Origin of the sequence: Paraburkholderia sp. CI3 (genome assembly GCF_050436505.1) — a bacterium.
GTDB classification, from domain to species: Bacteria; Pseudomonadota; Gammaproteobacteria; order Burkholderiales; family Burkholderiaceae; genus Paraburkholderia; species Paraburkholderia tuberum.
Map to the genome: position 1 here is coordinate 2654537 of NZ_JBNDMI010000004.1, position 22087 is coordinate 2676623.

The 22087-nt window shown below is 65.8% G+C and carries 24 protein-coding genes and 1 riboswitch; of the genes, 4 read left to right on the forward strand and 20 right to left on the reverse strand.

The features are described from left to right. Positions 1–122 precede the first annotated feature (122 nt). The 20 genes from hisA to OKW29_RS33795 all read right to left on the reverse strand — a co-directional run bounded on the left by hisA (position 123) and on the right by OKW29_RS33795 (position 17264). Positions 123–875, reverse strand: coding sequence for a 1-(5-phosphoribosyl)-5-[(5-phosphoribosylamino)methylideneamino]imidazole-4-carboxamide isomerase (gene hisA, locus OKW29_RS33700; RefSeq protein ID WP_090802089.1), 753 nt, complete (start codon positions 873–875; stop codon positions 123–125). A 181-nt stretch (positions 876–1056) separates the two neighbouring features. Further along, entirely contained in the window at positions 1057–1698 is a 642-nt protein-coding gene (gene hisH / locus OKW29_RS33705) for an imidazole glycerol phosphate synthase subunit HisH (protein WP_429294023.1), read from the reverse strand. A gap of 161 nt (positions 1699–1859) precedes the next feature. Beyond that, the gene (gene hisB, locus OKW29_RS33710) at positions 1860–2447 is read right to left on the reverse strand and encodes an imidazoleglycerol-phosphate dehydratase HisB (RefSeq protein ID WP_429294024.1); all 588 of its coding nucleotides are present in this window, start codon (positions 2445–2447) and stop codon (positions 1860–1862) included. A gap of 115 nt (positions 2448–2562) precedes the next feature. Continuing rightward, a complete protein-coding gene (hisC, locus tag OKW29_RS33715) occupies positions 2563–3633 on the reverse strand; it encodes a histidinol-phosphate transaminase (protein WP_429294025.1) in 1071 nt (356 codons plus the stop codon). Between the two features lie 243 nt (positions 3634–3876). Next, positions 3877–5211 (reverse strand): histidinol dehydrogenase, encoded by a 1335-nt coding sequence (hisD, locus tag OKW29_RS33720; RefSeq protein ID WP_429294026.1) that lies wholly within the window; start codon positions 5209–5211, stop codon positions 3877–3879. A 58-nt stretch (positions 5212–5269) separates the two neighbouring features. Next, the gene (gene hisG / locus OKW29_RS33725; protein WP_429294027.1) at positions 5270–5971 is read right to left on the reverse strand and encodes an ATP phosphoribosyltransferase; all 702 of its coding nucleotides are present in this window, start codon (positions 5969–5971) and stop codon (positions 5270–5272) included. Then, positions 5968–7230 (reverse strand): UDP-N-acetylglucosamine 1-carboxyvinyltransferase, encoded by a 1263-nt coding sequence (gene murA, locus OKW29_RS33730; protein WP_429294028.1) that lies wholly within the window; start codon positions 7228–7230, stop codon positions 5968–5970. Before murA ends, hisG begins: the two co-directional genes overlap by 4 nt. 111 nt (positions 7231–7341) lie before the next feature. Next, entirely contained in the window at positions 7342–7581 is a 240-nt protein-coding gene (locus OKW29_RS33735; RefSeq protein WP_008918725.1) for a BolA family protein, read from the reverse strand. Between the two features lie 15 nt (positions 7582–7596). Further along, the gene (locus OKW29_RS33740) at positions 7597–8361 is read right to left on the reverse strand and encodes an ABC transporter permease (protein ID WP_429294029.1); all 765 of its coding nucleotides are present in this window, start codon (positions 8359–8361) and stop codon (positions 7597–7599) included. Further along, complete coding sequence (locus tag OKW29_RS33745; RefSeq protein ID WP_429294030.1) at positions 8358–9290, reverse strand: ABC transporter ATP-binding protein; 933 nt, start codon at positions 9288–9290, stop codon at positions 8358–8360. The genes OKW29_RS33740 and OKW29_RS33745 overlap by 4 nt, the downstream gene beginning before the upstream one ends. A gap of 191 nt (positions 9291–9481) precedes the next feature. Next, positions 9482–9802, reverse strand: a complete 321-nt coding sequence (locus OKW29_RS33750) for an STAS domain-containing protein (RefSeq protein ID WP_429294031.1) — start codon at positions 9800–9802, stop codon at positions 9482–9484. Beyond that, positions 9799–10431, reverse strand: a complete 633-nt coding sequence (locus tag OKW29_RS33755; RefSeq protein ID WP_429294032.1) for an MlaC/ttg2D family ABC transporter substrate-binding protein — start codon at positions 10429–10431, stop codon at positions 9799–9801. Before OKW29_RS33755 ends, OKW29_RS33750 begins: the two co-directional genes overlap by 4 nt. A gap of 114 nt (positions 10432–10545) precedes the next feature. Further along, positions 10546–11526, reverse strand: a complete 981-nt coding sequence (locus tag OKW29_RS33760) for an MlaA family lipoprotein (protein WP_429294033.1) — start codon at positions 11524–11526, stop codon at positions 10546–10548. Positions 11527–11545: 19 nt separating this feature from the next. After that, a complete protein-coding gene (mlaD, locus tag OKW29_RS33765; protein WP_187612918.1) occupies positions 11546–12076 on the reverse strand; it encodes an outer membrane lipid asymmetry maintenance protein MlaD in 531 nt (176 codons plus the stop codon). Between the two features lie 91 nt (positions 12077–12167). Then, positions 12168–12935: a lipid asymmetry maintenance ABC transporter permease subunit MlaE gene (gene mlaE, locus OKW29_RS33770; RefSeq protein WP_018420057.1), complete on the reverse strand. Its 768-nt coding sequence runs from the start codon at positions 12933–12935 to the stop codon at positions 12168–12170. Beyond that, positions 12932–13756: an ABC transporter ATP-binding protein gene (locus OKW29_RS33775; protein ID WP_221307828.1), complete on the reverse strand. Its 825-nt coding sequence runs from the start codon at positions 13754–13756 to the stop codon at positions 12932–12934. Before OKW29_RS33775 ends, mlaE begins: the two co-directional genes overlap by 4 nt. A gap of 91 nt (positions 13757–13847) precedes the next feature. Further along, positions 13848–14951 (reverse strand): thiamine phosphate synthase, encoded by a 1104-nt coding sequence (gene thiE / locus OKW29_RS33780; RefSeq protein ID WP_429294034.1) that lies wholly within the window; start codon positions 14949–14951, stop codon positions 13848–13850. Continuing rightward, on the reverse strand, positions 14948–15763 hold the full coding sequence (locus tag OKW29_RS33785; protein ID WP_090805494.1) for a thiazole synthase: 816 nt from the start codon (positions 15761–15763) through the stop codon (positions 14948–14950). Before OKW29_RS33785 ends, thiE begins: the two co-directional genes overlap by 4 nt. Before the next feature lie 107 nt (positions 15764–15870). After that, entirely contained in the window at positions 15871–16068 is a 198-nt protein-coding gene (gene thiS / locus OKW29_RS33790; protein WP_026225709.1) for a sulfur carrier protein ThiS, read from the reverse strand. Between the two features lie 59 nt (positions 16069–16127). Further along, on the reverse strand, positions 16128–17264 hold the full coding sequence (locus tag OKW29_RS33795) for an FAD-dependent oxidoreductase (protein ID WP_429294035.1): 1137 nt from the start codon (positions 17262–17264) through the stop codon (positions 16128–16130). Between the two features lie 221 nt (positions 17265–17485). After that, positions 17486–17609, reverse strand: a riboswitch (TPP riboswitch). A gap of 431 nt (positions 17610–18040) precedes the next feature. Here OKW29_RS33795 and OKW29_RS33800 point away from each other — a divergent pair. From OKW29_RS33800 to OKW29_RS33815, 4 genes are all read left to right on the forward strand, one after another. Then, entirely contained in the window at positions 18041–19792 is a 1752-nt protein-coding gene (locus tag OKW29_RS33800; RefSeq protein WP_429294036.1) for an ABC transporter ATP-binding protein/permease, read from the forward strand. Continuing rightward, positions 19789–20592: an SDR family NAD(P)-dependent oxidoreductase gene (locus OKW29_RS33805; RefSeq protein WP_429294037.1), complete on the forward strand. Its 804-nt coding sequence runs from the start codon at positions 19789–19791 to the stop codon at positions 20590–20592. Before OKW29_RS33800 ends, OKW29_RS33805 begins: the two co-directional genes overlap by 4 nt. Positions 20593–20797: 205 nt before the next feature. Then, the gene (locus OKW29_RS33810; protein WP_429294038.1) at positions 20798–21271 is read left to right on the forward strand and encodes a hypothetical protein; all 474 of its coding nucleotides are present in this window, start codon (positions 20798–20800) and stop codon (positions 21269–21271) included. A 64-nt stretch (positions 21272–21335) separates the two neighbouring features. Beyond that, positions 21336–22004 (forward strand): hypothetical protein, encoded by a 669-nt coding sequence (locus tag OKW29_RS33815; RefSeq protein WP_429294039.1) that lies wholly within the window; start codon positions 21336–21338, stop codon positions 22002–22004. The last annotated feature ends 83 nt before the right edge of the window (positions 22005–22087 follow it).

Here is a 22087-nt window from a genome sequence, read left to right on the forward strand (position 1 = left end):
GCGCTTAATCGTGCGACGCGCGTTACAGGCAAGCCATCGTTCGAACGAGCGCCGCAAGTCGACACGAGCGCAACGCCGGCGGCCCGCACAACCTTGCCCAGCACGCGCAGCCGACGCCGTGCTTAAGCGTCGTCCGCTTCGCGCAGCTTGTCCGCGAGCGTCTGCGCGGCCGCGAAGTCGAGGTCGCCCGAATAGATCGCGCGGCCGCAGATTACGCCCTCGATGCCCTCGCCTTCGACTTCGCACAGCGATTCGATGTCCGCGAGGTTTGACAGACCGCCGCTCGCGATCACCGGAATCTTGACCGCGCGCGCAAGGCGCACCGTCGCTTCGATGTTGATGCCTTGCAGCATGCCGTCACGGCCGATGTCGGTGTAGATGATCGACTCGCAGCCGTAGTCCTCGAACTTGCGCGCGAGGTCGGCCACTTCGTGACCGGTCAGCTTGCTCCAGCCGTCGGTGGCGACCTTGCCGTCTTTCGCGTCGAGGCCGACGATGATGTGACCGCCGAACGCGGTGCACGCGTCCTGCAGAAAGCCGGGGTTCTTCACCGCGGCCGTGCCGATGATCACGTACGACAAACCGTCGTCCAGATAGCGCTCGATCGTGTTCAGGTCGCGGATGCCACCGCCCAGCTGAACCGGAATCGCGCCGCCCACTTCATCGATGATCGCCCGGATTGCATCGCCGTTCTTCGGCTTGCCGGCGAACGCGCCATTCAGATCGACGAGATGCAGACGACGCGCGCCGCGGTCGACCCAATGTCGGGCCATTGCCGCCGGTTCCTCGGAGAAAATCGTCGCCTGGTCCATATCGCCCTGTTTGAGGCGTACACACTGACCGTCTTTCAGGTCGATGGCGGGAATCAGCAGCATAGCAATCGGGTGTTATCTGGGAGTGGATTGAAGGTCGGCGGCAGCGGCTGGCGAGTCAGCCCGCCGCAATACCGTCTCGCTAGTTTAGTACAACTCGTTCGGCGCTCCAGTGGGGCGCCGGTCGGATGCGGGACCGCGGCACCGCGCGACGCGCGCGCGGCAACGGGATGAAAAAAGGCGTTCACGGGTTCCAGTGCACGAAGTTGCGATACACGCGCAAACCCGCCTCGGCGCTCTTTTCAGGGTGGAATTGGGTGGCAAAGATGTTATCCCGCGCTACCGCCGAGGTAAAGGGCACGCCGTAGACCGTTTCGCCCGACGTATGCGCCGGGTTGTTCGGAACCACGTAGTAGCTGTGCACGAAGTAGAAGAACGCGTTGTCGGCGACACCGTCCCACAGCGGATGCGGCTGCGCCTGACGCACGCGGTTCCAGCCCATCTGCGGGACCTTGAAGCGCGAGCCGTCGTCCTGCACCTGGCCTTCGAGCTCGAAGCGCACCGCCTTGCCGGGCAACAGACCCAGACCCGGCGTGTCGCCCTCGGCGCTCCAGTCGAACAGCATCTGCTCGCCGACGCACACGCCCATCAGCGGCTTGCTGCGCGACGCCTCGACGACCGCTTCCTGCAAACCGGACGCGCCGAGACTGCGCATGCAGTCGGGCATCGCACCCTGGCCCGGCAGCACCACGCGGTCGGCCGAGCGGATCGCTTCCGGACGATCGACGATCGCCACGTCCGCTTCCGGCGCCGCTTTACGCAGTGCCTGGGCAACCGAGCGCAGGTTGCCCATTCCGTAATCCACAATCGCTATCGAAGTTTTCATTTCAAGTTTGGCCGCTCTTCCCTCGATCCATCGATGCCGCCGCGCGGCGTCAAACGACGTGCCGGCAAATGCGGTCCTGCCCGATGAATCGCTTGAAGGTGAGTGGCCTGAAGACGTTGGAGGCGGTGAAACCCGTGTTAAAGCCTGCTACGGCCGTTACGTTAGAGGCTGCCCTTGGTCGACGGAATCTGTCCGGCCGCGCGCTCGTCGAGTTCGACGGCCATGCGCAGCGCACGCCCGAATGCCTTGAACACCGTTTCGATCTGATGGTGCGCGTTGATGCCACGCAGGTTGTCGATGTGCAGCGTCACGCCGGCATGGTTCACGAAACCGCGGAAGAATTCGATCGACAGGTCGACGTCGAACGTGCCGATGCGCGCGCGCGTGAACGGCACGTGAAATTCGAGGCCCGGACGGCCGGAAAAATCGATCACGACGCGCGACAGCGCTTCGTCGAGCGGCACGTAGGAATGGCCGTAGCGGCGGATGCCCTTGCGATCGCCGATCGCCTTCGCGACGGCCTGGCCGAGCGTGATGCCGGTGTCTTCGACCGTATGATGATCGTCGATATGCAGGTCGCCATGCGCTTCGATCTCGAGGTCGAACAACCCGTGGCGGGCGATCTGGTCGAGCATGTGGTCCAGGAACGGCACACCGGTGGCCAGCTTCTGCTGGCCGGTGCCGTCCAGGTTGATCTTCGCACGGATCTGCGTTTCGCTGGTGTTGCGAACGACTTCCGCAAGGCGCATGGCAATTCCTCGAATCTGGCTTAAAAGCGCTAGTAATGTGGGATGGACAAACTGGCGGGCTGCTCAGTGCAGCCGTTCAACGCAGCGGCTCAGTGCCGCCGCTCGATGCGGCGGGTTACCGCAACACGAGTTTCAGGCCGGCGAGCAACTGGGCGTTCTCGTTCGGCGAACCGACGGTCAAACGCACGCAATTGGCCAGCAATGGATGCATTTTACTCACGTTTTTGATCAGAATCCGCGCCGTTAGCAGGGTTTCGAACAATACCGACGCATCGGGCACCCGCACGAGCAGGAAGTTGCCCGCGCTAGTGAACACTTCGGCGCCCGGCAGCGCGGCCACCGCCTGCGCGAGTTTCTCGCGTTCGTCGCGCAATTGCGCGGCCTGCGCATCGAGCACGCCGATGTGGTCGAGCAGGAAATCAGCGGCGGCCTGCGTCAGCACGTTGGTGTTGTACGGCGGGCGGACCTTGTCGAACTCGGTCAGCCACGCGGGCTTGCCGACCAGGTAACCGAGGCGAATGCCGGCGAGGCCCAGCTTCGACACCGTGCGCATCACGACGACGTTGTCGAACTGGTCGGCGCGCGGCAGCCAGCTCTTCTGCGCGAACGGCTGATACGCCTCGTCGATCACGACGAGGCTCCTGCCCGCCGCGGCGATGATGCGCTCGATTTCGGCGTCATCGAACAGCGTGCCGGTCGGGTTGTTCGGATACGCGAGATAGATGATCGCCGGTTCATGCTCGGCGATCGCCGCGAGCATCGCGTCGGTATCGAGCGTGAAGTCGGCTTTGAGCGGCACGCCGACGAATTCGAGATTCGCCAGCCTCGCCGACATCTGATACATGACGAAGCCCGGCACCGGCGCGAGCACCTTCGCGCCCGGCTTCGCGCACGCGACCGACATGATGCTGATGATTTCATCCGAGCCATTGCCGAGCAGCACGTCGCACCCCGCCGGCACGCCCATCACGTGACGAATGCGCTCGATCAACTGCTCGGGGCGCGGCGCCGGATAACGGTTCAACGCGACGCCGGCCAGACGCTCGCCGAGATGCGCGGCAAGTTCCGGCGGCAGCGGAAACGGGTTTTCCATCGCGTCGAGCTTGATGAAGCCGGTGGCGTCGGGAACCGGATAGCTCGTCATTGCGAGCACGTCGCTGCGGATGATGTCTTGAGGTGTCGTCATAGGTTCGGGGGCCGGGCCGTGCTAAAGACGCCGGGTCGGCGTCGTCGGCGTGGGGCGCTCGGGTTGGTCTCTGTCGTCGTTATTGAACGGGGCGGGTGGGCTCGTGCCGTCGCTCGAGCGGGTGGAAGCCGGAAAACATGGAAGCCGGTCGATGCGGCGGCGGTTGCCGCCCTCGCCGCTTCTCCTGCTCCCGCTTACACCTGCTTGAGCTCCGCCGCGCGCCAGCGCGATCAGCGCTCCGCCTCAGCCGCGTTCGTTGTTGTTCTGCCGCATCCGGTATTCGGCGCTGCGTGCGTGCGCTTGCAGACCTTCGCCGTATGCCAGTTCCGCGGCAATCTCGCCGAGCGTCTGCGCACCTTCCGCGCTGACCTCGATCAGGCTCGAACGCTTGAAGAAATCATAGACGCCGAGCGGCGACGAAAACCGTGCGGTACGCGACGTCGGCAGCACATGATTCGGGCCCGCGCAGTAGTCGCCGAGGCTCTCGCTCGTGTAACGGCCAAGGAAGATCGCGCCTGCGTGACGGATCTGCTGCGCCCACTGATGCGGCTCCAGCGCCGAAATTTCAAGGTGCTCCGGCGCGATGTCGTTGGCGATCGCGCAGGCCTCGGCCATGTCGCGCACCTTGATCAGCGCGCCGCGGTTTTCGAGCGACGTGCGGATCACTTCGCGGCGCGGCAGGGTGGGCAGCAGTTCGTCGATCGCTTCCTGCACGCGCGCGATGAACGCGTCGTCGGGGCACAGCAGGATCGATTGCGCGAGCTCGTCGTGCTCGGCTTGCGAAAACAGGTCCATCGCGACCCAGCGCGGGTCGGTCGTGCCGTCGCACAACACGAGGATTTCCGACGGCCCGGCGATCATGTCGATGCCGACCGTGCCGAACACGCGACGCTTCGCCGACGCGACGTACGCGTTGCCGGGGCCGCAGATCTTGTCGACCGCGGGCACGGTCGGCGTGCCGTACGCGAGTGCAGCTACCGCCTGCGCGCCGCCGATCGTGAACACGCGATCGACGCCACCCAGCAGAGCCGCCGCGAGCACGAGCGGATTCTTCACGCCTTCCGGCGTCGGCACGACCATCACGATTTCGCGCACGCCGGCCACCCGCGCCGGTATCGCGTTCATCAGCACCGACGACGGATACGCGGCCTTGCCGCCCGGCACGTAGATCCCCGCGCGATCGAGCGGCGTGACCTTCTGGCCGAGCACGGTGCCGTCCGCTTCGGTGTACTGCCAGCTATGGCTGCCGCACTCGATCTTCTGCTTCTCGTGATAGCCGCGCACGCGTGCCGCCGCCGCTTCGAGCGACGCGCGCCGCTTCGGCTCGAGACTTTCGAGCGCCGCCTCGAGTTCGGCCATCGGCAGTTCGAGCTCGGCCACGCTTTTCGCATCGACGCGATCGAAGCGATTCGTGTACTCGAGCACCGCCTCGTCGCCGCGCGCCTTCACGTCGTTCAGAATCTGCGCGACCGCGCGCTCGATGGCTTCGTCTCCGCTCGCCTCGAACGCGAGCACCGCATGCAGCGACTTGTGGAAGTCGCGAGCGATGGAATCGAGTTTGCGAATCTTGGTAGACATACAGGTATCCGTTTCGGTAAGGCGCGCTATCAGTGCAACGTCACATTGCCATCGTCCGTCAGGCCGCCGGGGCGGCGGTTTTCGACGAAGCGTTGGCAAACGCGTCGAGAATCGGCCGCAACGCGGCGCGTTTGAGCTTCAGCGCTGCCTGGTTCACGACGAGACGCGACGAAATCTGCATGATCTCCTCCACCTCGACCAGATTGTTCGCGCGCAGCGTATTGCCCGAGCTGACCAGGTCGACGATCGCGTCGGCGAGACCAACCAGCGGAGCGAGTTCCATCGAACCGTACAGCTTGATCAGATCGACGTGTACGCCCTTGGCGGCAAAATGCTCACGAGCGGTTTCAACATACTTGGTAGCGACCCGCAGACGCGCGCCCTGGCGCACCGCGTTCGCATAATCGAAACCGGCCGCGACCGCGACCGACATGCGGCAACGCGCAATGTCCAGATCCACCGGCTGATACAGGCCGCTGCCGCCATGCTCGAGCAGCACGTCCTTGCCGGCCACGCCGAAGTCGGCCGCGCCGTACTCGACATAGGTCGGCACGTCGGTCGCGCGCACGACGATCACGCGCAGGTTCGGGTCGGTGGTCGGCAGAATCAGCTTGCGCGAGCTCTCCGGATCTTCCGCTACCCCGATGCCGGCCGCCGCGAGCAGCGGCAGCGTTTCCTCGAAGATACGCCCTTTCGACAACGCGAGCGTGAGCGGCGCGCTGACCGCCGGCGACGACGACGTCTGCGGCATCGAACTCATGCCCCGCTCCCGGAAACCCGGCGCACCATCGCGCCGATCGCATTGAGCTTCGCTTCCATGCGGTCGTAGCCGCGATCGAGGTGATAGATGCGGTCGATCAGTGTCTCGCCCTCGGCGCGCAGCGCGGCGATCACAAGACTCGCGGACGCGCGCAGATCGGTGGCCATCACCTTCGCGCCGGACAGTTTTTCGACGCCGGTTACGAGCGCGGTGTTGCCGTCGATCGTGATGCTCGCGCCGAGACGGTTCAGTTCCTGGACGTGCATGAAACGGTTTTCGAAGATCGTCTCCACGACTTGCGACGTACCGTCCGCGATCGTGTTGAGCGCCATGAACTGCGCCTGCATGTCGGTCGGAAACGCCGGGTATTCGGAGGTGCGGAACGTGACCGCGCTCGGGCGCTTGTCCATGCACACGCGCATCCAGTCGTCGCCTTCCTCGACCGTGACGCCCGCTTCGCGCAGTTTTTCGGTGACGGCTTCGAGCAGCAGCGGACGCATCTTGCGCAGCATGACGTCGCCGCCGGCCGTCGCGACCGCGCACAGGAAAGTGCCCGCTTCGATGCGGTCCGGAATCACCGTGTGCTTCGCACCGTGCAGCTTGTCGACGCCATGGATCACCAGACGGTCGGTGCCGATGCCTTCGATCTTCGCGCCCATCGCGACGAGCAGACGCGCGAGGTCGACCACTTCGGGTTCGCGCGCGGCGTTCTCGATGACCGTCTCGCCTTCGGCGAGCACCGCCGCCATCAGCAGGTTCTCGGTACCGGTCACGGTGATCATGTCGGTGACGATGCGCGCGCCCTTCAGACGCTTCGCGCGCGCTTCGATGAAGCCGTGCTCGATCGTGATCTCGGCGCCCATCGCCTGCAGACCCTTGATGTGCTGATCGACCGGACGCGCGCCGATCGCGCAGCCGCCCGGCAGCGACACGCGCGCATGACCGAAGCGCGCGACGAGCGGACCGAGCACGAGAATCGACGCGCGCATCGTCTTCACCATTTCGTACGGCGCGACGAGGTTGTCGACCTTCGACGCGTCGAGCGCCACGCGCCCTTCGCCGGCTTCGATACGCACGCCCATCTGGCCGAGCAGCTTGAGCATCGTGCGCACGTCCTGCAGATCGGGCACGTTCTCCAGATGCACCGGATCGGCGCTCAGCAGACCCGCGCACAGGATCGGCAATGCCGCGTTTTTCGCACCCGAGACGACAACTTCACCGGAGAGCGGGTAGCCACCTTCAATGATGAGTTTATCCATGCCTGTCGGTTCCTGATCGGCCCGGTTCGCGTCCGGACCTGCTTTGTCTGTGTTCGGCGCGCCGCTAGCGGTGTCGCGCCCTTCCTGAGTAATTCGCACAAAATTTCCAGATTACGCGTTCTGCCATTCGGCGGGCGTCAGCGTCTTCATGCTGAGCGCGTGGATTTCTTCGCGCATGCGGTCGCCGAGCGCCGCATACACGAGTTGGTGACGCTGGATCAGGCGCTTGCCTTCGAAGTTCGGCGAGACGATCGTCGCAAAGAAATGCTGACCGTCGCCTTCGACTTCGAGATGCTCGCACGCGAGTCCAGCTGCAATGTACTGTTTGACCTGTTCGGGAGTCGGCAACATGAGAGAAGCTCCTCGTCAGTGGCGCAGCTTGTAGCCGGTAGCGAGCATACGCATCGCCACGGCGGCCAGCACCACGAAGAAACCGGCGACGATCGCGAGGCTCACCAGCGGGTCGATATCCGACACGCCGAAAAAACCATAGCGAAAGCCGTCGATCATGTAGAAAAACGGATTGAGCCGCGATACTTCGCGCCATCCGGGCGGCAGCGTATGCGTCGAGTAGAACACGCCCGACAGGAACGTGAGCGGCATGATCAGAAAGTTCTGGAACGCGGCGAGCTGGTCGAACTTCTCGGCCCAAATGCCGGCGATCAGACCCAGCGTGCCGAGAATCGCCGAGCCGAACATCGCGAACACGATGATGTAGAGCGGCGCGGTGAAGGCGAGCGGCACGAACCAGATCGTCACGATGAACACGCCGAAGCCGACACACAGCCCGCGCGCCACGGCCGCGAGCACGTAGGCCGCGAACATCTCGTGGTGCGACAGCGGCGGCAGCAGCACGAACACGAGGTTGCCGGTGATCTTCGATTGAATCAGCGACGAAGAACTATTCGCGAACGCGTTCTGCAGCACGCTCATCATCACGAGGCCCGGAATCAGGAAGCTCGTGTATTCGACGCCCGGATAGACCTGCACGTGGCCGCGCAGCGCGTGGCCGAAGATGGTCAGGTAAAGCAGCGCGGTGATGACCGGCGCGAGCACGGTCTGGAACGACACCTTCCAGAAGCGCAGCAGTTCTTTGTAAAACAGCGTGCTAAATCCACTGTACCCGCTCATGCAAGCCCCTCGATCACTTCTGGACCGTTCATCACCTGAACGAATACGTCTTCGAGGTCGGCCTTGCGGACCTCGATTTCTTCGAATGTACAACCGGCCGCGCGGCATTGCGCGAGGATGCGCTCGACCTCGTCGTAGCTCGTCAGGCGCAGCAGATGCTGGCGGCCATTGCCGTTGCCGGCGCCGCTTTCCGCCTCGAGCGGACGCAGCTCGGCGGGCAGCACGCCCTGCGCGAAGCGAACGAACAGTTGCATGCCGGCGAAACGCTGCAGCAGTGTGCTGGTGCGATCGAGCGCAACGACCTCGCCACGGCGCAGCATCGCGATGCGGTCGCACAACGATTCGGCTTCTTCCAGATAGTGCGTGGTCAGCACGATCGTGTGGCCTTCGCGATTCAGGCGCGAGATGAACTTCCACAGCGTCTGGCGCAACTCGACGTCGACACCCGCGGTCGGCTCGTCGAGCACGATCACCGGCGGGCGGTGCACGAGCGCCTGCGCGACCAGCACGCGGCGCTTCATGCCGCCCGACAGCGCGCGCATGTTGGCATCGGCCTTTTCGGTGAGATCGAGATTGGCCATGATCTCGTCGATCCACGCGTCGTTGTTGCGCAGCCCGTAGTAGCCGGACTGGATGCGCAAGGTTTCGCGCACCGTGAAGAACGGATCGAACACGAGCTCCTGCGGCACCACGCCGAGCGCGCGGCGCGCGTTGCGGAAATCGTCGACGACGTCGTGACCGCGCACCGCGATGCTGCCTTCGTCGGCGCGCGCGAGACCCGCGAGTATGCTGATGAGCGTCGTCTTGCCCGCGCCGTTCGGACCGAGCAGTCCGAAGAACTCGCCTTCTTCGACCGTGAGGCTGACGCCCTTGAGCGCCTGCAAGTCCTTGTAGCGCTTCTTGACGTTACGAATTTCTATGGCTGACATGACTATGGGCCGCGTGCGTCGCGGCGCCTGAAGTAGCCCCAATGGAGCTTGGGGACGCGCAAATGCTGGAAGAAACGGGAACCGGGGCCGATTAGGGGGCCAGTTCGACGCCCCAAAAAAACGTTTGATTATAGGGCAAAAACTGACACCCCCGGCCTGGCCGGAAGGAGGGAGACGACGCTAGAGGAGCGTCAATGTCGCACTGACGCAACCATGCTGGAGGCGCCAGAAGAGAGAAGTGTATCGACGCCGTAGGCCTGCGCGAGACTGGCGAGCCCAGCCGGCAGATTGACGATTTCGAACTTGCCGCCGCGCGCCGCCGCGCCCCGCACCCACGCGAGCAGGACGGCGAGCGCCGACGAATCGAATTGCGTGAGCGGCGCGCAATCGACGCCGCCCGCACCCGCCGCGATGCGTTGCAGACCCGCCGCGAGCGCGGCCTTCGCGCTCTCGTGGGTCAGCGTCGTGCCGCTGTCGAAGCGGTTCGCAACCGGGTTCAGCACGTCGCTCACGACTGCTTGCCCGCGGCGAGTTGCTGATTGCGCTGCGTGAGGAACTGGATCAGTCCGTCCACGCCCTTCTGCTGGATCTGCTCGTTGAACTGCTGCTGATACGCCTGGATCAGCCACGCGCCGAGCACGTTGATGTCATACACGCGCCAGCCCTGCGCCGTCTTGTACAGGCGGTAGTCGAGTTCGATCGGCTGGCCGTTGTTCATCACGACCGAGCGCACCACCGTGTCGGTGTCGTCCGGGTTCATGCGGAACGGCTTGTACTGGATCTGCTGGTCGCGCACCTGCGCGAGCGCGCCCGCGTACGTGCGGATCAGCAGCATCTTGAACTGCTCGACCACCTGGTTCTGCTGTTCGGGCGTCGCGGTGCGCCAGTTGCGGCCCATCGCGAGCTGGGTGGTGCGGCGGAAATCGGTGTACGGCAGGATCTTTTCGTTGACGAGCGCCGTGATGCGCTTGATGTCGCCCTGCTGGATCGACTTGTCGCCCCGAATCGCGTCCATCACCTGCTGGGTGACGGTCTTGATCAGCGCGTCGGGCGCGCTGGTGTCGACGGTTTGCGCCGATGCGCCCGCGCTGATGAACGAAAACAACGCGGCAAACAACGGAATCAGGAAGAATTTTTTCATATCGAGCTTTGCCTCAAAAATAATGCAACAGTTTGAACCGACCTTATCACGCGAGTTCGACGGCAATCCATGCGCAAACTGCGAGAGTCGTATCGATCTGTTACGGCTGCACGTTCAACGCAATCTGAAGGACGGGAAGTTGAAGCGCGTGGGCGGCACCAACTGACCGGCCGGAATTTGCGTTTCCGGGCCGCCTTTCAGGTCGAGAGGCGGTGTTTCGGCGCCCGACGCGGCCTCCGGTGCCGACGCGCCTTGCGGCGTGCCCACGGCCGCGCCGGATGCGGGAGCCGGCTTGGCCGGCGCACCTGCCGCGCCCGTCTCGCCTTCGTCGTACTTCGGCAGCGGCGCTTCCTCTTCGTAGCTCGGCAGTTCCTGCGGACGCCGGCGGTTATCCGACAACAGATACTGCCGGCGCTGCAGATACGCGTTACGCACGAACGAGTATTTGTCGAGCGCCGCGCCTTCCAGCAGGTTGCTCGCTCCGAGCAGGTTCGCGCGCGTGTTGACGATGTTCAGGCCATACAGCGCCCAGCTCAGGCCCGGCGGGTCGACGTAGCTGAGCGGGTTCACGTAGTAGTTGCCGAGCGAGCCGACCGCATCGCGCACCGTGCTCGGCCCGAACAGCGGCAGCACCAGATAGGGGCCCGCCGGCACGCCGTAGTGGCCGAGCGTCAGACCGAGGTCGTTGTCGTGCTTCGGGAGCTTCGCGAGCGTCGCGACGTCGAACAGGCCGCCGACGCCGAACAACGTGTTGATCACGATCCGCATGATGTCGGACACGCCGTCGGCGATGCGCAGCTGCAGCAGGTTGTTCGCCGCGATATAGACGTCGCCGATGTTCGAGAAAAAGTTCGTCACGCTGTCGCGAACCGGCTGCGGCGTGACCCAAACGTAGCCCTGCGCAACCGGCTTCAGCGCGTACTGGTCAATCTTGTCGTTGACGGTGAAGATCGTACGGTTCAGCCCTTCGAACGGGTCGCCCTTGGTAGGCGTCTGCACGGTCGTGCAACCGGCGAGCAGCGCAGCCGCCACGGCGACCTTGCCAAACTGTAGGACGCGCGCGCCGCTGCGCGCGGTCTGCAGTGTCGTCTGCATCTAATTCTCCTTGTTGGCCTTACTGGCCGGCAGCGCCGGAGGCCGGCGCGCCCGGCGCCGGTGCAGGGGCGGATGCGGCGGGCTTCGCCGCGCCGGAATCCGCGGCCTTGCTATACAGGAACTGGCCGATCAGGTTTTCCAGCACGATCGCCGATTGCGTCATCGAGATCGTATCGCCGGCCTTCAGCATTTCCGAGTCGCCCCCCGGCTCGAGCCCGATGTACTGCTCGCCGAGCAGACCCGAGGTCAGGATCTTCGCCGAAGTGTCCCTCGGAAACTGATATTGCTTGTCGATATCGATCGTGACGAGCGCCTGGTAGGTGTTGCTGTCGAAGCCGATCGACGCGACCCGGCCGACCGTCACGCCGGCGCTCTTCACCGGCGCGCGTGGCTTCAGCCCGCCGATGTTGTCGAACTTCAGCTTGACCGGGTAGGTTGCCTGGAACGACAACGAGCTCATATTGCCGGCCTTCAGCGCAAGAAACAGCAACGCCACGAAACCCAGCACCACGAACAGGCCGACCCAGAAGTCGAGAACATTCTTTTTCATCGTCATCCCAAAGTGAATCCGCCGCGCCGCCGCCACCTCCCGCCGTGCGCGGCGCATCATGCACCGCCGGCAGCCGGCATGCTGCGCGGTCTTAGCTGAACATTAGTGCGGTCAGCAGGAAATCGAGCCCGAGCACCGCGAGCGACGCGTACACGACCGTGCGGGTCGTCGCGCGCGACACGCCTTCCGGCGTCGGCTTCGCCTCGTAGCCCTGAAACAGCGCGACGAAGGTCACCGCGAGGCCGAACACCACACTCTTGACGACCCCGGCGCCGACATCGCGCCACACGTCGACGCCGCTTTGCATCTGCGACCAGAACGCGCCGGCATCGACGCCGATCAGCAGCACGCCCACCACGTAACCGCCCAGAACGCCGACCGCGCTGAAGATCGCGGCGAGGATCGGCATCGACACGATGCCGGCCCACAGGCGCGGCGCGATCACGACCTTGACCGGATCGACGGCCATCATTTCCATCGCGGTGAGCTGCTCGCCCGCCTTCATCAGGCCGATTTCGGCGGTCAGCGACGTGCCCGCGCGCCCGGCGAACAGCAGCGCGGTCACGACCGGCCCGAGCTCGCGCACGAGCGACAGCGCGACCAGCAACCCGAGCGCCTGCTCGGAGCCATAACGGTTCAGCGTGTAATAGCCCTGCAGCCCGAGCACGAAGCCGACGAACAGCCCCGACACCGCGATGATCACGAGCGAATAATTACCGACGAAGTGGATCTGCTTCGTGACAAGACGCGGGCGGCGCAGCAGCGGGAAAAATTCGAGCACGAGCCGCAGGAAGAAGCGCGTCGCGTAGCCGGCGGTGCCGAGCCCGGTGATGACCGAGCGCCCGATCGTACTGATCATGACTGGCCTCCGCCCATGCCGAAGTCCGCCTCGAGCGGCGTCTGCGCCGGATAGTGGAATCTGAACGGGCCGTCCGGCGCGCCGTCGATGAACTGCCGCACGGTCGGATCGGTCGACGCGCGCAGTTCGTCGGGCGTGCCCTCGGCAAGCGCACCGCCGTTGGACAGGAAGTACACGTAGTCGGCGATCGCGAATGATTCCGGCACGTCGTGCGTGACGAGAATCGACGTGGCGCCAAGCGCCCGGTTCAGCGTGCGGATCAGGTTCGCGGTGATGCCGAGCGAGATCGGGTCGAGACCGGCGAACGGCTCGTCGTACATCATCAGTTCGGGGTCGAGCGCGATCGCGCGCGCGAGCGCCACGCGCCGCGCCATGCCGCCGGAAATCTCGGACGGCAGCAGGTCGCGCGCGCCGCGCAGGCCGACCGCGTTGAGCTTCATCAGCACGAGGTCGCGCAGCAGTTCTTCGGGGAGATCGGTATGCTCGCGCAGCGAGAAGGCGACGTTTTCGAACACCGACATGTCGGTGAACAGCGCGCCGAACTGGAACAGCATGCCCATCTTGCGGCGCAGCGCGTAAAGGCCTTCGCGCGTCTGCTCGCCGATGTCCTCGCCATGGAACAGCACCTGGCCGCGCTGGGCGCGCACGAGGCCGCCGATCAGCCGCAGCACCGTGGTCTTGCCGCAACCCGAGCCGCCCATGACCGCGACGACCTGACCGCGACGAAAGCGCAGATTCAGATTCGACAGGACGAGCCGGTCGCCGTAACCGAAGTCGACGTCGCGCAGCTCGAGTAAGGTCTCGGGATAGGAAGGCACCAAACTGACGATCCTTTTACAGGGAAGGCCGAATTATAGGGCCATCATGCAAAAGCTGCCGTGAGGTGCCCCGTTCCGTGACTATGCCTGACGATTATTGCGTAAACTTGTGTCGCAGCGCAGACAAGGCGGCGGCCGGGTCGGGCGCTTCCGTCACCGCGCGCACCACGGCCGCGCAGCCGACACCGGTCGCGAGCACGTCTGGCAGCACCTGCAGATCGATCCCGCCGATCGCGACGAGCGGCACCACGCCGTCGAGCAGCCGCACATAGCGTGCGAGGCGGCGCAAGCCCTGCGGCGCGGTCGGCATGACCTTGGTCGTGGTCGGGAACACGGCGCCCAATGCAATGTAGCTCGGCCGGAAATGTAGCGCCTTCAGCATCTCGTAGAAGCCGTGAGTGGACAGGCCCAGGCGGATGCCCGCGTCAGCCAGCGCGGACAGATCCGCGGTATGCACGTCTTCCTGGCCGAGGTGCACGCCGTACGCGCCCGCCTCGAGCGCCGCCTGCCAGTGATCGTTGATGAACACCTGCGCGTCGTGCGCGCGGCCGGCCGCCACGCAGCGCGCGATTTCGCGCTTCAGCTCGTCGGCGGGTTCGGCCGACTTGCGGCGCAACTGCACCGTCTTCACGCCGAAGCCGACCACCCGTTCGACCCAGTCCGCGGTCGGCAACACCGGATACAGGCCGAGCCTTGCCGGGCAGCGCGGGAACGCCTTGGCGGGTGCCGCCGGCAGGTCGGTAAGGCGCGGAAAGCGAGCGAGGTCGGCCGGGAAAGCATCGTCGGCGCCGGTCTCGTCGCCATCGCGCCACGCGAGCGCGAGCACCAGCGCGTCGTGCGGATCGAAACCGCAGTCGAGGAACGCGGCAAGCGCGGGAATCCAGTCTTCCGCCAGATGGCCTTCGAGGCCGTACTTCTCGCCGCCCAGATGCAGCGTCGCGCGGTTTTCCGCGGCGACGATCACGCCCGCACCCCGCGTCAGCCAGCGCGCGATTTGCTCACCGTGCTGCTGTGCGTCGGCGGTCACGATCAGGTCGCCACCGTTCGGTTCGTCGGGTGCGATCAGGCAGATGCGCCACGGCGCGTGCGTCGGCGGCCAGTCGCCGAGACGGGCGCGGATGCGCTCGGCGGCTTCGATGAGTTCGTCGGCCGTCGGCCAGAACAGATCGCGGTCCTTCAGCGTCAACGACTGAGTCATGCGGCACCTCCATCCTGATGCCAGAACGGCATGCCGACCACCGGCGTGCTCGCGTGCGCGCTCTCGCGCTCGGCCATCGGGCCCGCAAGATACGCTTGCCGACCCGCCTCGACGCCCAGCGCGAACGCGCGCGCCATCGCGTCGGGGTGGGTCGCCTGCGACACGGCCGTGTTCAGCAGCACGCCGTCGAAGCCCCACTCCATCACCTGGGCCGCATGCGACGGCACGCCGAGCCCGGCGTCGACGATCAGCGGCACGTCCGGCAGCCGCTCGCGCAACACGCGCAGCCCGTATGGATTGATCACGCCCTTGCCGGTGCCGATCGGCGCGCCCCACGGCATCAGCGCCTCGCAGCCGGCGTCGAGCAGACGGCGGCCGATCACCAGATCTTCGGTGCAGTACGGCAGCACCTTGAAGCCATCCTTGACGAGCCGCGCGGCGGCTTCGATCAGGCCGACCGGGTCGGGCTGCAGTGTGTAGTCGTCGCCGATCAGTTCGAGCTTGATCCACTCGGTCTCGAAGATTTCGCGCGCCATGTGCGCGGTCGTCACCGCTTCACCAACGCTCAGGCAACCCGCCGTGTTCGGCAAGAGCGGCACGCCATGGCGCTTGAGCAGATCGAAGAAGCCGGCTTCGGCGTGGCCCTCGTTCATCTGACGGCGCAGCGCGACCGTCACCATGCCGGGGCGCGCGGCGTCGATCGAATCGGACAGCGATTGCAGCGACGGATAGCGCGATGTGCCGAGCAGCACGCGGCTTGCAAAAGTTTGACCGTATAGCGTCAGCGCGTCGGCGGTCTCGTGAGAAGTCATTTGCATCATCCTGGTTTGCCCTCGCGGCTAGAACCGACCGCCTTGCGGCAATGGGTTTTCGGCGACGGTTGTTGCGTTCGGTAAGCGAGAGGCTGGCGCGGTCGCGCTCAGCCGCCCGCGACCGGCTGCACGACGTCGAGCCGGTCGCCCGTTTGCAACGCGCGCGCCGCATGCTGCGCACGCGCGACGAAATCGCCGTTGAGCGCGACCGCGAACGGCGGACGCGCGCCAAAGGCGGCGAGCGCATCAGCGACAGTCGCGCCCTCGGGCAGCGACAACGGCTTCTGATTGATATGAATGTCCATGGTGTTCGAATACGGTTCAATCGATGGCGCAAGCGGCATCGCGCGCGGCACGTTGGCCGCTACGCTCGGGTCGGCTCGCGCGCGAAATGCTGCTGGAACAGCTCGCTCCAGCGTGAGTCGCGCCGCCAGCCGGCGAATGCGTCGGCATCACCGACGCGGCCGTCGAGCAGCGCGCTCGCGAAGCGCACGGCTTCGTCGGCGACTTCGGGCGCGATCATGTAGCCGTGCCGGTACAGGCCGTTCACGCGCAGCGTGCGCGCGCCGTCCCACAGCAGCGCGGGACGATGATCGGGCAAGGTCGGCCGGCACTGCGAATTCAGCTCGAGAATGCGCGCCTCGCCGAAGCCCGGGTGCACCGAAAACGCCGCGCTCAGCAACTCGAGCGCCGAACGCACGCTGACGGGCGACATGTCCTCGCCCTCCACCTCGGTCGCGCCGATCACGTAGAGGCCGTTCTGCTTCGGCGCGATATACAGCGGGTAACGCGGATGCAGTAGCCGCACCGGGCGCGTCAGCTGCAGGTGAGGCGCATGCACGCGCGCAACTTCGCCGCGGATGCCGCGCAGCGTCGGCAGCACCGGCTTCGCGCCGAGCCCGCGGCAATCGATGGTGATGCCGGCCTCGGGCAGCGCCGCGTCGTCGATCGGCGTGTTCCAGTGCGTGTCGACGCCGCGCTCGGCAAGCCCGGCCGCAAGCGCGGACAGCACCTGGCGGTTGTCGAGCTGGCCTTCTCGCGGCAGCAGCCAGCCTTGGCTGAAGCGGCCGGCCAACGCGGGTTCGGCGGCGCCGAGCTGCGCGCCCGCCAACGCGACGAAGCCGCCGTCGAGCAACTCGGCCGGCGCGTTCGCACGCACGCGCCGCTCGAATAGCGGCGCCTCGGTGCGATCCGCGTGATGCCAGACGACGAGCGTGCCGTTGCGCTGGAAAAACACCGGCTCCGGCAGTTCGGCAAGCACGCGCGGCCAGCTTTCGAGCGAACTCGCGCCAAGCCGCGTGATCAGCAGCTCGGCGCTCGCGGCCTCTGCCAGCGGCGCGAGCATCGCGGCGGCGACCCACGCGGCAGCCTGCGAACCGGTGGCATCGCCGCGCTCGTAGAGCGCCACGCGATGCCCGTCGCCAGCGAGGCGCCACGCGACCAGGCGGCCGCACAGGCCGCCGCCGAGCACGGCGAAATCGGGTCGGGCGGGACGGTTCATCGCGCGCGATCCGTTCGACTGCGGTGGGCAAAACCAAAACGGCACGGCTCGCCCGAGGCGGCGTGACGAAGGGAAAAATGCATGTCTGAAGAATAGGCGGTCATCGAGTCCTTTCCGTACGGCCAAAAACGCACGTACCCAGGACGAAACCGGCGGGTGAAGCCGGCCGGTCACGACGTGCACATGTGAGCTGCGCTCGCCGCCCGGCGGGGAATGGAAGACGGTTGCTTCCGGAAACTTCCCGCGCCGGTATTACCCGGATCGGGTGCAAAGGGTCTCTCTCAGCCTCGCCGCCCCGGCATGAAAGTCATGCCGCCTGTGGGCGAAGCACCCCTGTTTCGTCGAAGGTCATTAGACCATAAAAGGCGCGGCGCCCGCAAACCAACGCTCCGCGGTCGCCACCCCAATTTTGATCTGGCACCGTCTATCGAGATGCCGGTGCGAAGCGGCCCGGCGCTCTGGCACAATGCCGTGACCGGTGCCGCAAAAACGCGGCGCGCGCGGCGCTCGTGGCCGCATGCGTGGCGGCGGCACCCCAGCGGATGCCGGCCCCGAAAATTAATTTTCGCTTAAGGGCGTCACGCCAGAATCGGGCGCCAGTCCGGACTCGCGTTCATCGAGCGTGATGGCGCGATGCCCGGCCAGGTATCGCAGACCCGCGGCAGCCACGCCCTCGCGAAGGGGCCTGCAGTTCGCGGGATCGCCCGACATGGGTCAACCAGATTGGACCCGTACGCCGGAATGGCACTTCGGGTCAGCACTTCATCAGGACGCTCATGACACCACATACTTCCGCCAGCCCCGCGCTGCCGCCCGACGAAAAGGTCTCCGCGTGGACCCTGATCAAGCCCTACTGGGTTTCCGAGGAACGAGGCATCGCGTGGGGGCTGCTCGTCACGATCATCGTGATGAACCTGCTCGTCGTCTGGATCAACGTGCGCCTGAATAGCTGGAGCAGGGACTTCTACAACGCGCTGCAGGCGAAGAACGTCCACGACTTCCCGCACCTGCTGATGATCTTTACCGGACTCGCGTTCGGTTTCATCATCCTCGCCGTGTATGGACGCTATCTGCGCCAGATGCTCGGCTTCCGCTGGCGTCAGTGGCTGACCACCCGCTACCTGAACGAGTGGCTCGACGACAGCGCGTTCTACCGCATCGAGCGCGACCGCCTCGCCGACAACCCCGACCAGCGGATCAGCGACGACCTGCAGTCGTTCGCGACCACCACGCTGTCGCTAACGCTCGATCTGCTGTCGACCGTCGTCACGCTCGTGTCGTTCATCACGATCCTGTGGTCGCTCGCGGGCGCGTTGAGCATCTCGCTCGGCGGCATGCCGCTGCAGATCCCCGGCTACATGGTATGGGCCGCCGCGCTGTATGCGGTGGTCGGCTCGCTCGTCACGCAGAAGGTCGGCCATCCGCTCGTGTCGATCAACTATCAGGCGCAGAAAGTCGAGGCCGATTTCCGTTTCGGCTTGATCCGGCTGCGTGAGAATGCCGAGCAGATCGCGTTCTACAACGGCATGGAAACCGAGAAGACGAACGCGCGCACGCTGTTCGGCCGCATCCGCGACAACTGGTGGCAGGTGATGAAGTACACGAAGCGCCTGACCTTCGTGCTGAGCTTCTACGGCCAGATCGCGATCATTTTCCCGATCGTCGTCGCCTCGCCGCGCTACTTCGCGGGCGCGTTCACGTTCGGCGTGCTGATGCAGATTTCGAGCGCGTTCGGCACGGTCAGCGATTCGTTCTCGTGGTTCATCAACAGTTATACGAGCCTCGTCGAATGGCGCGCGACCGTGAACCGGTTGCGCGAATTCAAGCGCGTCGTGCATTCGCCGCGTCTGAAGGAATCGGTGTCGCCGGCCACGGAACATGGCGGCATCAATCTGCATTTCGTCGACAGCAACACGCTTACCACCGACAGCCTCCAGCTCGCGCTGCCCAATGGCAACCCACTGTCGCGCATCCGCGATATCGCGATCCGGCCGGGCTCGCGCTGGCTCGTGCGCGGTCCGTCGGGCGCCGGCAAGAGCACGCTGATGCGCGCGCTCGCGGGCCTGTGGCCGTTCGGCGACGGCTCGATCGACGCACCGGTCAACGCGCGCATGATGTTCATCCCGCAGGTCAGCTACATGCCGATCGGCACGCTGAAGGCGGCGCTCGCGTATCCGTCGGCGGCGGACACATATAGCGACGACGAATGTCGCGACGCGCTCATCACCTGCCATCTGCCGGAAATCGCGGACCGTCTGCAGGAAACGGCGCACTGGACTCGCGTGCTGTCGCCGGGTGAGCAGCAGCGCTTCGCCGCCGCGCGCGTGCTGCTGCACAAGCCGGACTACCTGTTCCTCGACGAAGCGACCAGCGCGCTCGACGCGGAAAACGAGGCGCGGCTCTATCGGCTGTTCACCGAGCGGTTGCCGAAGGCTGCGATCGTCAGCGTCGCGCATCGCGAATCGCTCGCAGCGTTCCATGACGAAACGCTCGACGTCGAGCGTTCCGTCGAAGCGGTAGCGGCGTGAGCGACGCGAGCGGCGCTCACGTCAGCGAAGCGCACGGCACCGCCGCTCGGGTCGTGCTGATCACCGGCGCCGGTTCCGGCATCGGCGCGGCGCTCGCACGGCGCCTCGCGGCGCCGCATACGTCGTTGATGCTGCACGCGCGCGGTGCAGACGACGCCTCCCGTCGACGGCTCGTGCAGGTTGCCGCCGACTGCACGGCAAGCGGCGCACGCTGCGCGACCGTATTCGGCGACCTCGCCGAGCGCGGCGCGACGGAGCACGTGATCCATCAGACGCTCGCGAGCTTCGGCGCGCTCGATCAACTGGTCGCGAACGCCGGCCATGCGCAGCGCCAAACGCTGGCCGCGCTCGATCCCGACACCTTCGGCGCCGCCTTCGCCGCGATGCCAGCCGCCTTCGCCGCGCTCGTGCGGCGCGCGATGCCCGCGCTCGAAACATCGAAGCGCGGTCGCGTGGTCGCCTTGAGTTCGTTCGTCGCGCATCGCTATCGCGCGGATGCGCCATTCGCCGCGACGGCGGCCGCGAAAGCGGCACTCGAAGCGCTTGCGAAAACGGCGGCCGCGGAGCTCGCGCCGCTCGGCGTGACCGTCAATTGCGTGGCGCCGGGCTACACGCGCAAGGATCGCGGCCCAAGCGCCGACAACGCGGCCGTGTGGGCGCACGCCGCCGAAGCCACGCCGCTCGGTCACGTTGCCGAACCGGACGACGTCGCCGCGCTGATCGCATTCCTGCTGTCCGACGCGGCACGCCACATCACCGGCCAGGTGATTCACATCGATGGCGGCTTGACGCTCGGTTAAGCCTCGCCTGCGCGCCGGCACCTCCGGACGCAACATCCGGAAAGACACGAGAAGAGTTCGAAAGCATTTGCGGAGCGCGCAAGCTGTTCCGCGCTTTGAAAATGCCTGCGAGCAGCGACGATAGTCGTACGGGCCGCGCCATGCGCCGGCCGTCGTTGATGTCAGTCACGTCTTTCATCGCAACCGCTCTTCGGACTCCTCGCCCATGTCATTCGCTCGCCGTGTTTCACCTTTGCTCACGTCTTTGCTCCCGCGCATCGCGCTCGCCTGCGGCGCGGCGCTGCTGCTCACGAACGCCGTCGATGCCGCGCAAACGACCGGGCCGAATCAACCCGCCGATATCTGCGCGGCGCTCACGCACATCGTCGATGCGAGCGATTTCCGGCAACTGCCGGGCGAGGCCGCCGCGCAACTGCCGGGCGTCTCCCATCCCGACGATTGCCGCGCCAGCCCGCACGCGTACGACTGCCACTGGCGCGCGCACTGGCAAGCCGACGGCGTCATCAACGATCCGCTCGAAGAACTCGGCGCCGACATCGCCGCCTGCTTTCCGCGCGTCGTGCACGACGTCAACACACCCGTGCGCCAGCATTTCGTTGTGACCACCGACGCCCGTCGCGTGAACGTCACCGCGAGCGTGCAAGGTCAGAACGAACTGCGACTGCGCGTGACGCGCTGAGCGCGCGGCCGTCGCTGCTTTTGATGCTCCATCGCATTTCGTGACCGGGATCGGGCGCTGCCTCATGACCTCGTCGCCGACCGTGCGCGCGCCAGCGGCAACCAGGCATTCGCGCCTGTGTCTGGTCGCCTCGCTGATATGCCGGCGTCGTTGCGCCCTCGCCGCCTTCGCCGCGACGCTGACGCTCGCGCTCGACGGCTGCGCCTGGACGCTGATCCAGGCCGCCGACGCCACCGGCTCCGTCATCCAGGCCGGCTACGCGATCGCGTCGAACTACTCGTCGCCGACCTTCGTCAACGGCCGGCCCGCGGATTTGCAGCACGTCTGCATCGAAGTGAACCCGACAGTGTCGGTCGGCGATTTCGTGCCGGCGCTGCAGCTCGCGCTCGAGCGGCGCGGTATTCGTTCGGACGTCTACAATCCGGGCACCTCGCCGGCCGGCTGCGAAGCGCGGCTCGTCTACAACGCCGCGATCGACTATGGCCGCCGCTCGTTCAGCGACGAATCGATCCAGTACCTGTCGATCATCGATCTGACGCTGATCCAGAGTGGCCGCATTCTGGTCACCGCGCGCTATCAGACCGGCGGCCTGAACTCCGACCGTTTTTCGTCGGCCTCGGTCAAGCTCGGCGGACTGATCGAGCGGATGGTGGTCGATCGGACCGATTTCCCGCGTCAAGCGCAGCAACAGCAGACCCTGCAAACCTCGCAGGCCTTCCCGCCGCCCCACTGAGAGCTCGCGGCCTTGCTTTCGCTTGCAGCGCCTTACACGGGAAAGGATTGGAAAGCGGTATACGCTTTGCGCGGCCCGTGCGC

Coding starts and splice junctions, on each gene's coding strand:
- OKW29_RS33800 (WP_429294036.1), top strand. CDS start 18,041: ATGACACCACATACTTCCGCCAGCCCCGCGCTGCCGCCCGACGAAAAG.
- hisC (WP_429294025.1), bottom strand. CDS start 3,633: ATGACGACACCTCAAGACATCATCCGCAGCGACGTGCTCGCAATGACG.
- OKW29_RS33815 (WP_429294039.1), top strand. CDS start 21,336: ATGACCTCGTCGCCGACCGTGCGCGCGCCAGCGGCAACCAGGCATTCG.
- hisB (WP_429294024.1), bottom strand. CDS start 2,447: ATGCGCCTTGCGGAAGTCGTTCGCAACACCAGCGAAACGCAGATCCGT.
- hisD (WP_429294026.1), bottom strand. CDS start 5,211: ATGTCTACCAAGATTCGCAAACTCGATTCCATCGCTCGCGACTTCCAC.
- hisG (WP_429294027.1), bottom strand. CDS start 5,971: ATGAGTTCGATGCCGCAGACGTCGTCGTCGCCGGCGGTCAGCGCGCCG.
- OKW29_RS33795 (WP_429294035.1), bottom strand. CDS start 17,264: ATGAACCGTCCCGCCCGACCCGATTTCGCCGTGCTCGGCGGCGGCCTG.
- thiE (WP_429294034.1), bottom strand. CDS start 14,951: ATGACTCAGTCGTTGACGCTGAAGGACCGCGATCTGTTCTGGCCGACG.
- OKW29_RS33785 (WP_090805494.1), bottom strand. CDS start 15,763: ATGACTTCTCACGAGACCGCCGACGCGCTGACGCTATACGGTCAAACT.
- hisH (WP_429294023.1), bottom strand. CDS start 1,698: ATGAAAACTTCGATAGCGATTGTGGATTACGGAATGGGCAACCTGCGC.
- OKW29_RS33810 (WP_429294038.1), top strand. CDS start 20,798: ATGTCATTCGCTCGCCGTGTTTCACCTTTGCTCACGTCTTTGCTCCCG.
- hisA (WP_090802089.1), bottom strand. CDS start 875: ATGCTGCTGATTCCCGCCATCGACCTGAAAGACGGTCAGTGTGTACGC.
- OKW29_RS33760 (WP_429294033.1), bottom strand. CDS start 11,526: ATGCAGACGACACTGCAGACCGCGCGCAGCGGCGCGCGCGTCCTACAG.
- thiS (WP_026225709.1), bottom strand. CDS start 16,068: ATGGACATTCATATCAATCAGAAGCCGTTGTCGCTGCCCGAGGGCGCG.
- murA (WP_429294028.1), bottom strand. CDS start 7,230: ATGGATAAACTCATCATTGAAGGTGGCTACCCGCTCTCCGGTGAAGTT.
- mlaE (WP_018420057.1), bottom strand. CDS start 12,935: ATGATCAGTACGATCGGGCGCTCGGTCATCACCGGGCTCGGCACCGCC.
- OKW29_RS33740 (WP_429294029.1), bottom strand. CDS start 8,361: ATGAGCGGGTACAGTGGATTTAGCACGCTGTTTTACAAAGAACTGCTG.
- mlaD (WP_187612918.1), bottom strand. CDS start 12,076: ATGAAAAAGAATGTTCTCGACTTCTGGGTCGGCCTGTTCGTGGTGCTG.
- OKW29_RS33735 (WP_008918725.1), bottom strand. CDS start 7,581: ATGTTGCCGACTCCCGAACAGGTCAAACAGTACATTGCAGCTGGACTC.
- OKW29_RS33755 (WP_429294032.1), bottom strand. CDS start 10,431: ATGAAAAAATTCTTCCTGATTCCGTTGTTTGCCGCGTTGTTTTCGTTC.
- OKW29_RS33745 (WP_429294030.1), bottom strand. CDS start 9,290: ATGTCAGCCATAGAAATTCGTAACGTCAAGAAGCGCTACAAGGACTTG.